A 13,757-nucleotide genomic window follows, 5' to 3' on the forward strand; every position below is an offset into this window, starting at 1 on the left:
ACTAACCCCTTTTTCCGCTACTTAACTTCTGCTTTATGAAAATCATGTTACTTGATCACATCAGATTTGCCTTCACAGGGCTGCTATTATTTATTTCCTTAAATGTATTTGCCTTTAATGAAACGCCGTCCATTTACCCCGAGCCTCAAAAAAGTAGCTTCACAGGTGAACGTTTTGGGGTTCCGGCCTTCAGGATTGAAAGCCATATTTCACTTGCAAAACATATTCCCGAGCTGTTGAATACAACTTTCCCATCGGGTCCGGTTACTAAAAACTTTCCGTTTATTGTAAAGAAGCCGGCAGCAACAGATCCTGATTTAAAACGTGTGGGAGCCTATCAATTAGCGATTGGGCAAAACGGGATAACAATTGAGGCCAACAACCAAAGGGCAGTGTATTACGCCGTTCAAACTTTACTGCAGCTGGCAGAAAAAGATGCGAACGGTTTGCTGACGTTGCCCGTTGGGCAAATAACGGATTATCCCGATGTAGCGTTTCGAGGTACCGTTGAAGGATTTTATGGAGATCCATGGAGCCACCAGGACCGCATCGAGCAGTTACGGTTTTACGGTAAACTCAAACTCAACACTTACATCTACGGGCCTAAAGATGATCCGTATCACTCGTCTCCCAATTGGCGACTGGCCTATCCTTCAGAAAATGCGCAGCAAATCAGAGAATTGGTTGAGGAAGCCAAACGGAATGAAGTTGATTTTATCTGGGCCATTCATCCCGGTAAGGATATCCAATGGAACCTGAGCGACAGCCTGGCCATTTTGAAAAAAATGGATATGATGTATGCTTTGGGCATCAGATCGTTTGCCGTGTTTTTTGATGATATTTCTGGTAGCGGCACAAACGCAGCCAAGCAAGCCGGCTTGTTAAATTATATTCAGAAGGATTTTATCCAAAAAAAGAAAGACGCAGGAGCGCTGATCATGTGTCCCACGGAATATAATAAAAGCTGGGCTGACCCTAAACCCAATACTTATCTCGATATTTTGGGAGATCAGTTGTATCCCGCTGTTCATATCATGTGGACCGGCAACCGTGTAGTCGACGATATCACGAAGGAAGGCCTGGAATGGGTGAACAAACGGATAAAGCGTCCCGCATTTGTCTGGTGGAATTTCCCGGTGAGCGATTATGTTCGTGATCATCTGCTGATGGGCCCTTCTTACGGACTTGATACCAACGCGAGTGCGGATATGTCCGGCTTTGTGTCAAACCCGATGGATAAAGCCGAGGCATCTAAGCCTGCGATTTTCAGCATTGCGCTATATTCATGGAACATGAAAAGTTACGATCCCGCGCGAGCCTGGCAAGCGGCGAATAAATTTATCATGCCTGAAGCGCCCGAAGCTTTTCAATTATTTAACACGCATAATAGTGATCCTGGTCCAAACGGGCACCGGTACCGCCGGGAGGAATCGGTAGATATGAAACCCTCGATTGATTCATTTTTACTAAGTTATGGCAAAGGGAGCTATCAGGAGGACTTAGCAGAAAGAATTAGCTCTGAATTTCAACTAATTGTCCCGGTGGCTGAACAGCTAAAAGGGAAAAGCAAAAATAAGCGGATGCTTGAACAAATATCTCCCTGGTTAATACAGTTTGAACTACTGGGCAAAGCAGGAACTTCAGTTATGAGAACGGCAGCTTTATTAGATGAGAAAGATAAAACTCAAGCCTGGTCGGAATATCTGAGAGCCGAGTCTTTGCTTGATAGCATGGTGACTATTGATAAAACCTTGAATCAAAACCCCTATCAGCCGGGGGTAGAAACAGGGTCATTGGTGTTGGCGCCCTTTATAAGGGAGATGTTTAAGCAGACCGGTGCATCATTCATCAACACTTTGGATAAAGGGGAAGCCAACGAAGAAGCGAACCGGAGGACTGCTATTTATACCAATTCTGAAAAGTTGCGTAACCAGCCTTTGTTGCTTGATAATAACAGCCTGGCTATTTCGCCTGTGCTGGAAGTGTTGTCGCTGAAGAAAAACGAGTATTTTGGACTAAGCCTGGAAAATGGCCTGGTACCTGCCGACCTTGAGTTTAACCTGGTATCTGGAAATCTGTCCACCTGGGGACGCTTTGAGGTTTCAGTTGATGGCAATACCTGGCAAACCATCCCGGTGGTAGAGAAACGGGGAAAGGGTAATCTTACCACATTCAGCCAGCCTGTACAGCTTATTCGATTCATTAACTTTTCGGATACTACACGCAGCCTCTTTTTAAAAGGTTTTAAGCTGTTAATTAAACCCTTAGCCGACCAGGATAAGGGATTGTTTGCTCAGGACGGAAGCATTCAGACTTTTACCCCTTTTACGAATTCTTCTCCTGCAAAGGTAAACCTGCCCGCCGATCTGCAGAAAGCCACCATTGGTATTCTGTTAAAAACCAGTGGTGAAAAGGTTTCTGTGTTTGCTGTAAATAAACGAGGTAGAAAAACATTGGTTTATCAGGGTGCGGAGGAACTGTTCTCAATAGATGCGGGCCAGCTTAAAAAAACGAAAAGTCTATTATTTGAAACTAAAGTCTCAGCTCCTTTGAGGATTTATGAGATAACGAACAATTAAAAATATGCGAATTGCATTATTGCTCATTTCAACATTCCTCGTTTCTCTGCAAATGGGGTGCACCGTTGCAGAACGTACAAAAAAGGTCGTATTAACCGGTGGTAAGGGTGCGCGAAAAACGACTGACGAGATTACTGTGTTGCAAAAACGCCATTGGAAATTAGTTTGGGAAGATAATTTTGAAAATGATGGAAACGTAGACCCGTTGAAGTGGACCCTGGTAACTAAAGGAACGCCGGACTGGAAAAAATACATGACCACCTCGAGCGATTATGCCTTTGTGAAAGACGGAAAATTGATTTTAAAAGCGGTAAAAAACGCAGATGGTTACCATACCGGAGGAGTGGAGTCTTCTAAAAAGTTTAGTTTTAAATATGGTAAGGTAGAAGTAAAAGCGAAGCTAAGTTCCGGCCAGGGAACCTGGCCAGCAATATGGATGATGCCGGAAAAGGAGGTATTTGGCGGCTGGCCTGGGAGCGGCGAAATCGATATCATGGAACATCTTAATAACGATGCAAAAATTTACCAGGTGATCCATTCGCACTATGTGGACAACCTCGGTATCACAAACGACCCGCCTAACAATCACACCCCGCCGTTCTCTGTTGGCCAGTTTAACACTTTCGGGGTAGAATGGTTTCCTGAAAAGATTGATTTCCTGGTAAACGGTAATATAACTTTTACCTACCCAAAGAAAGCGGGCTTGTCTGCCGATAGGTTGCAATGGCCCTTCGACGAACATTTTTACCTTATATTAAATCAGGCTTTGGGAGGCTCATGGGTTGGTGTAATTGATGACTCTGTACTACCTGTTCAAACAGAAATTGAGTATGTGAGGGTTTATGGATTGGCAAGCTATTAATTTAATAGACCTGGCTGAGTTTGGTTCTTCAGCAAAATGTTAACCGGCTGCTTTAAGCTGCCCTGTGAGCTACATCTTTATCGGTTAGGGATATAAAAGCTTTAGAAGTCGTTTTATCGATTAAACTTAAGAAGTTTAAGGATTTTACATAGGTATTAGTATGAAAAAAATCGCAGTACTAATTTTCTGTTTTATCACTCTATCTGCTTCGGCGCAAACGAACCTGTAAATTATTCCCTTCCCAAAACACTGAAAGAAAATAAGGGGAACTTCAAATTGAATAACCAGACCGTTGTTCCTTACAACGAGCCCGGACTGAAACGTTAGATCCATCCGTTGCAACAAATGCGGAGGGCTATGTACTGGATGTAACACCATCAGCTATTTGTATTAAAGCCAATGCAGAGAATGGATTATTTTACGGTTTACAAACACTGATGCAATTAATTCCTGTTGGCGGTAATAATAAAATTCCGGCGGTTCATATTGAAGACGAGCCACGCTTTAGCTTGCGAGGAATGATGATGGATGTATGTCGTCATCAGTAGTCGGTTGATTTTATTAAACGATTTATTGACCAGCTGGCATGTCACAAACTCAATAAATTTCACTGGCATTTAACCGAAGACCAGGGCTGGCGTATTGAAATTAAGAAATATCCAAGGCTGCAGGAATTAGCTGCTTTCCGCGATGAACACAGGTTGAAAATGAATGTCATAAGGATAATGGTATCCGTTATGGCGGCTACTATACTCAGGGGCAGATAAAGGAAGTGGTTGCTTATGCTACGTCACGATATGTTGAAGTTATCCCTGAGATTGAAATGCCCGGACATTCGGTATGTCTCCGAATTCGCATTTATATTTTGATGGCTATCAGGATGACCAGAGCATTGAGTTGATGGATGCGGGCTGGTTATTTTCACCTCTCGAAAAGGTGTATGCTTTCGAGCCCCTTGATCCACAAATGACCGATCAGGATGCGCAACATCTGTTAGGTGCACAAGCAAATGTGTGGACAGAATAATCACCACAGAAAAGTATTTTGAGTACATGGTATATCCTCGCATGGATGCATTGGCTGAAATAACATGGGATACCCAAAGCACAAAAGAACTTTGCTGGTTTTGAAGATCGTTTGAAAGCACAATTAATCCGCTATGATCAAAAAACAATCAACTACCGTATTCCTACGCCTCACTTACAGGTAAGTTATGGTGCTGATTCGGTTGCCACTGTATCCTTAACCGACCGTACAGCCCATGGTGTTATCCGTTATGAAATTGATAAAGAAATAGTAACAGCCGCGTCGCCGATATATAGTAAACCAGTGTTCGTAAAACCTGGTTCTTTATTGCATTTCGCAACTTTTACCAATAACGAGAAGCAAAGTTCTATCGACTATTTCCCCAAGAAGGCTAAGAAAAAATAAAGCGTAACCATGTGGTCTGCGCTGTTTCACCTAACCAACATCAAGGTGGAGGCCTGGGGATCATGCCACAGGAGCAGAGTAGTATTAAAAGTAACATGACTAATTGGTTGTTAGTTATAGTTTGGTTAGATAACCCGGGCCTATGTTCGGGTTATTTTTTATAGCTGCGATGATAAATCTTAAACAGGCGTTTATTGGCATTCATCCAGGTAAGTATCCTATGATTATCAAACGTTTGCGTTGATTAAGGGGCTTGAAAATAATTTTCGTCAGCAGTTTTATATCTAACTTCAAATATCGTTTAATAAAGATAGCGTGCTTTAGGGGTGAGAGAACTTTTAGCTCCTATATAGAACAGCCGGATTTCAATTTTTAATTTTTAATGAAACCAATTATGTCAACTAACAGAAGGAATTTTTTAAGAAATGTAACCCTTGGAGCAGGCGCGCTCGCAACTGGCTTTCCCTCCTTTGACGGGTTGCTGGCCAATGAAATAGACAGAGACTCTGCCTTTCAACCTGGATTGCCGGCCGGCAGGAACATGTGCGGCTATGCTGCACCGAGACTGGAAAAAGTCCGTATTGGCTTTATTGGATTGGGCATGCGTGGCCCGAGCGCAGTCCAGCGGATAAGCCATATTGAAGGAGTGGAAATTAAGGCACTATGTGATAAATTTCCAGACAGAGTTAGCAAATCTCAGCGCATATTAAAGAATGCCGGTCTGCCTGCTGCCAGAGAATACAGTGGTGAGGAAGGCTGGAAAGCCTTATGTGAGAGTAATGATATTGACCTGGTTTATATCTGTACGCCCTGGTCATTGCATACACCGATGGCGGTCTACAGCATGAACAATGGTAAACATGCCGCCGTAGAAGTGCCGGCTGCTTTAACGGTAGATGACTGTTGGAAGCTAGTGGAAACTTCCGAGAAGACCCGAAAGCATTGCATGATGCTGGAAAACTGCTGCTATGACTTTTTTGAGTTGATGACCTTGAATATGGCACGCGCCGGGGTTTTTGGGGAGCTTTTGCACGCCGAAGGAGCGTATATACACGACCTGCTTGATCTTAATTTCGCTAAAAACGGATATGCCGATATGTGGCGGTTAAAAGAAAACATTGCCCATAATGGAAATGTGTATCCCACGCATGGTTTGGGTCCGGTCGCTCAATGTATGAACATCAATCGCGGCGACCAGTTTGATTACCTGACCAGCATGAGTACTAACGATTTTATGATGGCGGCTCATGCCGGGCAGCTGGCTGCAAAAGATGACTTTTATAAGCAGTTTACCGGTAAGAAATATCGTGGCAACATGAATACCACTATGATTCGCACTGCGAAAGGTAAAACCATCATGGTACAACATGATGTAACTTCTCCCAGGCCTTATTCGCGTATTCACCTGATTAGCGGCACCAAGGGCATGGCCCGCAAATGGCCTGATCCCGAGAAAATTGCTTTTGGCCACGGCTGGATAAACGAAAAAGAGATGAAAAAATACGAAGAGCAGTACACGCCTGAAATTGTTAAAAAGATCGGCGACCTGGCTAAGCAGGTTGGCGGTCACGGCGGTATGGACTTTATGATGGACTGGCGCCTGATTGACTGTTTGCGCAACGGTTTGCCGTTAGATCAAGATGTCTATGATGCCGCTTTGTGGAGTGTCGTAACACCTCTGAGTGAAAAGAGCATCAACAAAAGGTCAGACTCTGTTAATGTGCCTGATTTTACCCGTGGCGCCTGGAAAACGAATCAGCCTTTAACTTTAACCCTGGCAGGTGGAGGTACAACAGGTGTACGTAACGTAAAGAAAGCTGCCAGTAAAGGTCAGCTGGAAGTTCAATAGGATTTTGTTTAGTTAGTGGTAGTAAGGACCCGGCAATCGCCGGGTTTTTTTATTGTTAAGGTATTGTTAAAAAATCAGCGCAACCGTTTGATTTTGTATAGCCTTTAATATTTGCTATGACTTTGGATGACTTAAAGTCTTATTAAGCTTAAAAAAAACTCCTTAAAGGTATTCCATATGAGTTAGTTAAGCGCAACGTCCCAATAAATATGCGTTGCGTTTTGGTAGAAAGCGATTAATTATAGGAGTTGTTGGTCGAAATCAGCAAACGTTTGCGTAACATCTTTTATACAACGGGTTTTGTTTCTATCTACCTTCCAGAACATTAAGGAGATCCTAACTGTGAACATTATCAAATTAAACCAACCAGCCAATGACCAAAATTTATGAAAGTATCCTTTATTGCTCTGCAAAGAGTTTATTGAGGACCAGACAAGAATTAGTGGGTAGATGGACCCAAGACCAAATTAACTAACCAAATTAATATGAACAGAAAGATTTACTATCTATGCAGTTTTATGCTGTTCTTTTTTGTAAATGTTGCTTCCGCACAAATCATCGTAGAAGGTAAGGTTTACTCGAAATCAGACAAACTGCCTTTACCGGGAGCTACGGTAAAAGAAAAAGGCACAACAAACGGAAAGTCAACCACAGCAAACGGTTCCTTCTCCATATCAGTAAAGAAAGGTGCTATACTCGAATTTTCTATGCTTGGCTTTAAAAGTCAGTCGATAGCCATAGAAGGAAAAACTGACTTTGAAATTTTTCTTGATGACGATACAAGGGCGTTATCGGACGTGGTAATTATCGGTTACCAGGAAGTAGATCGGAAGAAGGTCACTGCTGCCATTACTTCTATCAGAGGGGAAGACATAGAAAATCTTCCGGCGCCAAGCCTGGACGCTTTACTTCAGGGAAGGGTTCCCGGACTGAATGTGCAGATCAATAATGGGGCGCCTGGAAGCAGTCCTATATTTCAGGTTAGGGGAAATTCTTCTTTTAGCCTGGGCTTAAACGAGGCACAGGCACTAAGCAGCCCATTATTTATCATTGATGGGATTGCTACAACAGTAGATGACTTTAGCGCTTTTGACAATACCGGAACCAACTTTCTGGCAGGCATAAGTACTAATGATATTGAATCAATTGATGTTTTGCGGGATGCTGCTGCTGCTGCTATCTATGGCTCGAGAGGTGCAAACGGAGTAGTGGTTGTAACCACCAAAAAAGGCAAAACAGGCAAACCCAAAGTTACATTTAATGCCTATTCTGGCTTTACTCAAAAGCCAGCTTTACAACAAACTGTGCTTGGCGCGGAAGAAAGGAGAATGAAGTTAGATTGGTTGAACTATTGGGCAAGAAATGATAATCCTTTTGGGAGGATGAAGGATCTGCCGATGATTTTGACCGACAGTATTAATCCAGCATTTAATAATGCCACCGACTGGCAAGATCTATTTTATCAGGCGGGTGTAATACAAAACTATGACGTCGCTGTTGCTGGGGCAAAGGAAGGTTTCACATACAGAATGGCCCTAAACCATTATAATGAAGAAGGTATTATCAAGGCCACCGGTTTCAAGCGTTATTCTTTTGCCACCACTTTAGGTATAGATGTACTCAAAAATTTCCATGTAGACGGGGTATTTCGATTATCAAGGGCTGACCGAAGCGTAGGACGGGCAACCAGGCCGGGCGAAGTGTTACCCATCACCGGAGAGGGTGGTAATTTCCCAAGTTCTTTTCTGTACTTAGCCCCGCAGGACATCGCGAACTATACAGGCGACTTCGAGCTTTCTAAGGACAAAAATTTTAATGATAACCTGCAATCAAATATTCGGTTTGAGTTTAAGCCCACAAAGCATATTCGTTTGGAATCTAACTTGATGGGCAGTTTCAGCTCCAATCGCAGGGCTTCTTTTCAGCCATCCGTATTAGACGAAAATGGTGTTGCCTTTGCAGGCGACTGGGATAGCTTTAATCAGAATCTGAATGTTAACACACGGGCCAATTTTAATAAAAGATTTGGAGGTGATAATCACAGCATAAACACTACAATCGGACAGGAGATTAATATTCTCAAAACCAACTCTTCCAATGTTCAGGGTTATGGAATTCCAAGCGACCAGATCAATGTAGTGAAGGGTGTTGATCAGCGGTTTTTATATGGTGGTTCTGATGCTTTCGAGTCGAGGTTGTTGTCTTATTTCGCACAGGGGGAGTATTCGTTTAAAGACCGGTATCTTCTAAGTGCAGTGTTCAGAGCAGACGCGTCATCGCGTTTCGGAAAAAATAATCGTTGGGCATTTTTTCCCGCCGTTTCTGCAGGCTGGATTGCCTCTGAAGAAAGCTTCATGAAAAATATCAATGATGTAGTTCCTTTATTAAAAATAAGGGCAACTTATGGACAAAGTGGTAATCAGCCCAGCAACTACTACCTTTCATATAACACTTACCTTACTAATCAGGGTAATTACGCTGGTAGTGAGGGTGGTACTTACAATGGGGTAACTGCTGTTACACCAGATTTCAACAGCGTTGCTCAGCCCGACCTGACATGGGAAAAGCAAGAGGAAGTGAATATAGGTTTTGATCTTGCTTTATTCCCTCAAAGCCGGGTTTATATCGTTGGTGATTTTTACGTTAAAGACCGAAACAACAGTTTGCTGGTAAGACCTTTAGCCAAAACTACGGGCTATGGATCGGTAAACTCCAATGGAGCAGGAATAAGAAATACCGGTGCAGAAATTAGTATAACTACCCATAATTTTAGCGGGGCAAATGCATTTCAATGGAATACGACGGCTAATTTCGCTTTTAATAAAAACCGGATCACCCGGTTGCCTGACGGCGACCGTGACATCATTGTAGGTAATTATATTTTTTCTGTAGGTTCTCCGCTTTATGAACATTACCGGGTAAAATCAAACGGCGTTTATTCGGGTGCTGATGGTGTCCCGGTAAACCCCTATACAGGTGAGAGAACAGCTCATTGGTATGCCGGCAATTATGTGGAACCAGGCTCATTTAATTGGACAGATGTTAACGGAGACTATATTGTTTGGGATCATGCCGACAAGCAGAGAATAGGAAATTCTGATCCGATGATCGTGGGTGGATTCTTGAATGATTTCTCCTATAAAAACTTTTCACTCGGCGTTTATACTTCATTTACCCTTAAACGTAACATCACCAATGGTTTCAGGCAGCAGCAACTGGATAATTTAAAGCAATTGAATCAATTTTATGGATCTCAAATTCCGGATATCTGGAAACTTGATACCTGGCAAAAGGAAGGTGATGAATCGAAATATGCCAACTTAAATCCATATGGCAATTACTACTACCAATTTTATGATTTTTCATCTGCCTTTATAGAAGACGGAAGCTATCTGAAAATCAATAACGTTCGGATGGGTTACCGCTTTGGTGAAAGTATCAGTAAACGGTTAGGCATGAACAGCCTGAGCTTGTATGCTGTCGTGGACAATGTGTACACGTTCAAAAATAAAAACACGGACACTCCTAATCCTGAACAAGTTGATGGTTTTGGCAGATACTCAGGTAACAGTTATCCTATCCCACGCAAGTACACGGTAGGTTTAAATGTGGTGTTTTAACAAGAATATAGCTTAAAGAAAAGATGGACATTATATATAATATTCGAAAACTAAAGTTGATAGCGGTTTTGTTAGTATTAACGATATTGACTTCCTGTGAAAAGTTTGTTGATCTGAAGCCAGAAAACAACACTTTCAACGAAGCATTTTGGCAAGATGAAAAAGATGCGCAGCAAGGTTTGGCTGGAGCTTATGCCCTGTTAAGGAAAAGTTTACATGGTGGTTATTATAACGACTCGTACTTCGTTTACGGGGATATAGCCGCCAAAGAATTCTCCGAAGCAGGTGACGGTGATTTCCCGAGATATGTACTGAATCAGGCACGGGATCTAAATTTTAACGGCCCAGCTGGCTACCTGGAATACACTGACTGGACCACCTATTATCAGGTTATTAACCAGTGTAACCTCATAATAGATAAAGTAGCTGCCATTCCGGATGACAAATTTGTGAATGAACCCACTAAAACCAGGAACAAGATCATCGGTGAAGCTTATTTTCTCAGAGCATTTACCTATTTCTACATCTCACGGGTATGGGGTGACGTACCACTTGTTTTGGAATTGGAAGATCCGGTTAAGGCTAAGGACATTCCGCAAACTCCGGCTGCACAGGTATTGGCGCAGGCAATTAAAGACGCAGGCAAAGCCGCTGAGCTACTAGATTACGGACATGCAAATGCTAGTGAAAGAGCTGTAAGGGCAACCAAAGGATCTGCCAATGCGTTATTGGCTCATATTTATATGTGGCAGGGTGATGCCGTTAACGGGGCACAGGCTGCCTCAAAAGTAATCTCCGAGGGCGGTTATTCATTAGTCTCAACCGGAGACTATGCAAGGGTTTTTACCGGGAAATCAAACGAGGGGATTTTTGAGATCAACAAAGATTTTTCTCAAAATGAAGCGCCTATTAACGCTGGTTTCCCTTATATGTGTTTAAAAGATCCATACATAAGCGGTAAAGCTTTAGCAAGTGTTGTTAACAAACCTCTGTTAACAGAGCTTTATAAAGATCTTAATGATATCCGGATTAATGCTTTCTTCGCTAATTATTCGAGCACAACACCCCAATGTATTAAATTCTCAAATGTTGTTTATAAGGAAGCGGCAACCTCCACTCAACCTGCTGTAAGTAATCCGCTAATTATATTTCGTCTGGCTGATATTATCTTGTTAAGGGCTGAAGCATTAGCTAAGCTCGGAGATTTCACGGGCGCAAAGGCAGAGCTTCAAAAAATCACTGATAGGGCCAACGTCGCTCCTTATAGTGGCCCGGATGCTCAATTGTATGAATATATTATTGATGAGCGAAGCCGCGAATTATTCATGGAAGGACACCGGTATTATGATATCGTGCGTTCAGGCTTTCTGGATAAAAAATTAGGTATGACTGGGGATCGGGTTAACAGGAAAGGTTACTACTGGCCTATTGCAAATGCTATTTTAAATGAAAATCGGTTATTGGTTCAGGTACCTTTCTGGCAGAACAAATAATATAATTATGGAAAATATTATGAAAACAGCAAAGCTATTTATATACTTTTTGATGACTGCATTAATAGTTTCATCGTGCAGTAAGGATGATTATATTATCGGAGGTGGGCTGCATAATGCCAATCTGAATATGAGCACCTATGATTTTTTGCGCAGCAAGCCCCTGTTTGATACGGTTGCGTTACTGATTGATAAAGCCGGTATGAAGGGCGAGTTAGATCAAGCAGGAACTTTTTTCGCTCCTACTGATTATGCAGTGATGAATTATATCAATAAGCGTAACCAGGAAGTAAGAGAAACTGATGAGAATCTAAGATATACAGTTGATACTCTTATAAAGTATGATCTCCAATCCTTCAAAGATTCGGTAAAGATGTACCTTATTCCAGAAGTCTTAAACAGGGATGCCTTAACCAGTGATGGTAAGGTGTATAGTACCATGCTTACAAATATGGTGAAACTCTCCTTAGAGGATTCCAATGATTATACGGGGAACGTATCCACCAAGCCGAAATATGTGTATTACACCTATATCATTGCCGAACAGGATGACCCTAATAACAATTCAATCCCGGATGAAGAAAGGGACCAAAAGGTGCATGCACAGACTTCCGGCTTGATTTCCACTACCGGGGTTGTTCACGTTTTAAATAATTCACATATTCTTTTCTTTAGGCAATAGGTTCATTGCTAACTTTAATTTACTCGATATGAAATTTAATTATATTTTTCGATGTGTGTTAGCCCTTGTATGCATCGCCAGTTTGAACGCCTGTAAAAAAGTCCCCAATGGCTTCCTAAGCGAAGGCATTAATTACAGTTCTTATCCTCTTGACGTAGAAGCCGGCCAATTCCGGACATTCCAATTAAACATTGACGATTCTACGGTTCCTCTCAAAGTTAGTTTAGTTGAGGTAAGGGATTTTAATACCAAACAACCGGTTGATATTTTGACCAAGCCGCAAGAGGTTTATGTCTGGCAGAAAGAATTCGACCCGGTAACCGACACATCATTAGAGATTATTAATGCCAAACGCAAGGTTGAGGAAGTTGCGCCCATGATTATCCAGGAAAAAGGCGGTCAGGTTTTGATGACTACTGCAACCAAATATGTTCCGGCTGGCATGTATGAAATAGACGTCAAAGTTGAGAACTCACGGGGTGAAAAGATATATAAAAATGCAGCCGTGTTTAACATTAAACAACCCGAACTTTTTCGCAATGATAATGCTCCTTATTACCTGGGTGTATTGAAGGGCAAAGAATCTGTGGCGTGGAATCCGATTGAAACCCAAACAAATGATTTAACCGTGATGGAGATAAAGAAAATTGCTGCAAGCCCGAACAAAGTAGTGTTAAAGTTCGAGGATAAAAATGGCAAACTTTTACGTCCGGGAATAGACGTGGTGCCAAGACCAAACGGAGCAGGTGGTTTTTTACAAAATCTGTCGTGGTATGCTTACAACACTGAGAATGCCGCTACAGAATTCGTATACAGTTATCCCTTAAGCCCTTTTCCTTATAAAACACGCGGAAACGGCTTTTGTAATTATTACCGTATTCCAGCAGACAACATTGCAACCATTGATAGCGCCAATACGATAGCTAAATCAACATGGCATTTGCATTATCGGTTTTGCGGGCAATTGCAACAGGAAGGACATTATGAGTATATAGTTCGGCTGCGTAAGGTGACGATGAAGTAAGCTTGCTATAAAAAAGCCGTCTGATTTTGACTGCTCCCATAAAATATCTAAACTTTTGGGGGCAGTCCACTATTTGGTGCATGAAGAGATGGTATCTTATACTTTGGAGAAATTACTATTCGTATGCTAAGAAGCCCGTCAACTAGTAAGTCAGTTAGAGACCCGGCAATCGCCGGGTTTTTTTATTGTTAAGGTTTTGTTAAAAATTCAACGCAAC

12 protein-coding genes are annotated in these 13,757 nt (G+C 42.1%); all 12 read left to right on the plus strand.

What is annotated here, in order from left to right:
• The first annotated feature begins 35 nt into the window (after positions 1 to 35).
• The 12 genes from AC1MCB_RS00720 to AC1MCB_RS00775 all read left to right on the plus strand — a co-directional run bounded on the left by AC1MCB_RS00720 (position 36) and on the right by AC1MCB_RS00775 (position 13,540).
• A complete protein-coding gene (locus AC1MCB_RS00720; protein WP_479966830.1) occupies positions 36 to 2,579 on the plus strand; it encodes a beta-N-acetylglucosaminidase domain-containing protein in 2,544 nt (847 codons plus the stop codon).
• A gap of 4 nt (positions 2,580 to 2,583) precedes the next feature.
• Positions 2,584 to 3,441: a glycoside hydrolase family 16 protein gene (locus tag AC1MCB_RS00725; RefSeq protein WP_479966831.1), complete on the plus strand. Its 858-nt coding sequence runs from the start codon at positions 2,584 to 2,586 to the stop codon at positions 3,439 to 3,441.
• A 389-nt stretch (positions 3,442 to 3,830) separates the two neighbouring features.
• Positions 3,831 to 3,989, plus strand: coding sequence for a glycoside hydrolase family 20 zincin-like fold domain-containing protein (locus tag AC1MCB_RS00730; RefSeq protein ID WP_479968770.1), 159 nt, complete (start codon positions 3,831 to 3,833; stop codon positions 3,987 to 3,989).
• Between the two features lie 33 nt (positions 3,990 to 4,022).
• On the plus strand, positions 4,023 to 4,208 hold the full coding sequence (locus AC1MCB_RS00735) for a family 20 glycosylhydrolase (RefSeq protein WP_479968771.1): 186 nt from the start codon (positions 4,023 to 4,025) through the stop codon (positions 4,206 to 4,208).
• Positions 4,205 to 4,342 (plus strand): family 20 glycosylhydrolase, encoded by a 138-nt coding sequence (locus AC1MCB_RS00740; RefSeq protein WP_479968772.1) that lies wholly within the window; start codon positions 4,205 to 4,207, stop codon positions 4,340 to 4,342. Before AC1MCB_RS00735 ends, AC1MCB_RS00740 begins: the two co-directional genes overlap by 4 nt.
• Complete coding sequence (locus tag AC1MCB_RS00745; RefSeq protein ID WP_479966832.1) at positions 4,282 to 4,467, plus strand: family 20 glycosylhydrolase; 186 nt, start codon at positions 4,282 to 4,284, stop codon at positions 4,465 to 4,467. The genes AC1MCB_RS00740 and AC1MCB_RS00745 overlap by 61 nt, the downstream gene beginning before the upstream one ends.
• A gap of 111 nt (positions 4,468 to 4,578) precedes the next feature.
• The gene (locus AC1MCB_RS00750) at positions 4,579 to 4,872 is read left to right on the plus strand and encodes a chitobiase/beta-hexosaminidase C-terminal domain-containing protein (RefSeq protein ID WP_479966833.1); all 294 of its coding nucleotides are present in this window, start codon (positions 4,579 to 4,581) and stop codon (positions 4,870 to 4,872) included.
• A 394-nt stretch (positions 4,873 to 5,266) separates the two neighbouring features.
• Complete coding sequence (locus AC1MCB_RS00755; protein ID WP_479966834.1) at positions 5,267 to 6,721, plus strand: Gfo/Idh/MocA family protein; 1,455 nt, start codon at positions 5,267 to 5,269, stop codon at positions 6,719 to 6,721.
• Between the two features lie 485 nt (positions 6,722 to 7,206).
• A complete protein-coding gene (locus tag AC1MCB_RS00760; RefSeq protein WP_479966835.1) occupies positions 7,207 to 10,341 on the plus strand; it encodes a SusC/RagA family TonB-linked outer membrane protein in 3,135 nt (1,044 codons plus the stop codon).
• A 23-nt stretch (positions 10,342 to 10,364) separates the two neighbouring features.
• The gene (locus AC1MCB_RS00765; RefSeq protein WP_479966836.1) at positions 10,365 to 11,834 is read left to right on the plus strand and encodes a RagB/SusD family nutrient uptake outer membrane protein; all 1,470 of its coding nucleotides are present in this window, start codon (positions 10,365 to 10,367) and stop codon (positions 11,832 to 11,834) included.
• 52 nt (positions 11,835 to 11,886) lie between these two features.
• Positions 11,887 to 12,516: a fasciclin domain-containing protein gene (locus tag AC1MCB_RS00770; protein ID WP_479966837.1), complete on the plus strand. Its 630-nt coding sequence runs from the start codon at positions 11,887 to 11,889 to the stop codon at positions 12,514 to 12,516.
• A 28-nt stretch (positions 12,517 to 12,544) separates the two neighbouring features.
• Positions 12,545 to 13,540, plus strand: a complete 996-nt coding sequence (locus AC1MCB_RS00775) for a hypothetical protein (RefSeq protein ID WP_479966838.1) — start codon at positions 12,545 to 12,547, stop codon at positions 13,538 to 13,540.
• Positions 13,541 to 13,757: the final 217 nt, after the last annotated feature.

The organism is Daejeonella sp. AP26, assembly GCF_056680515.1.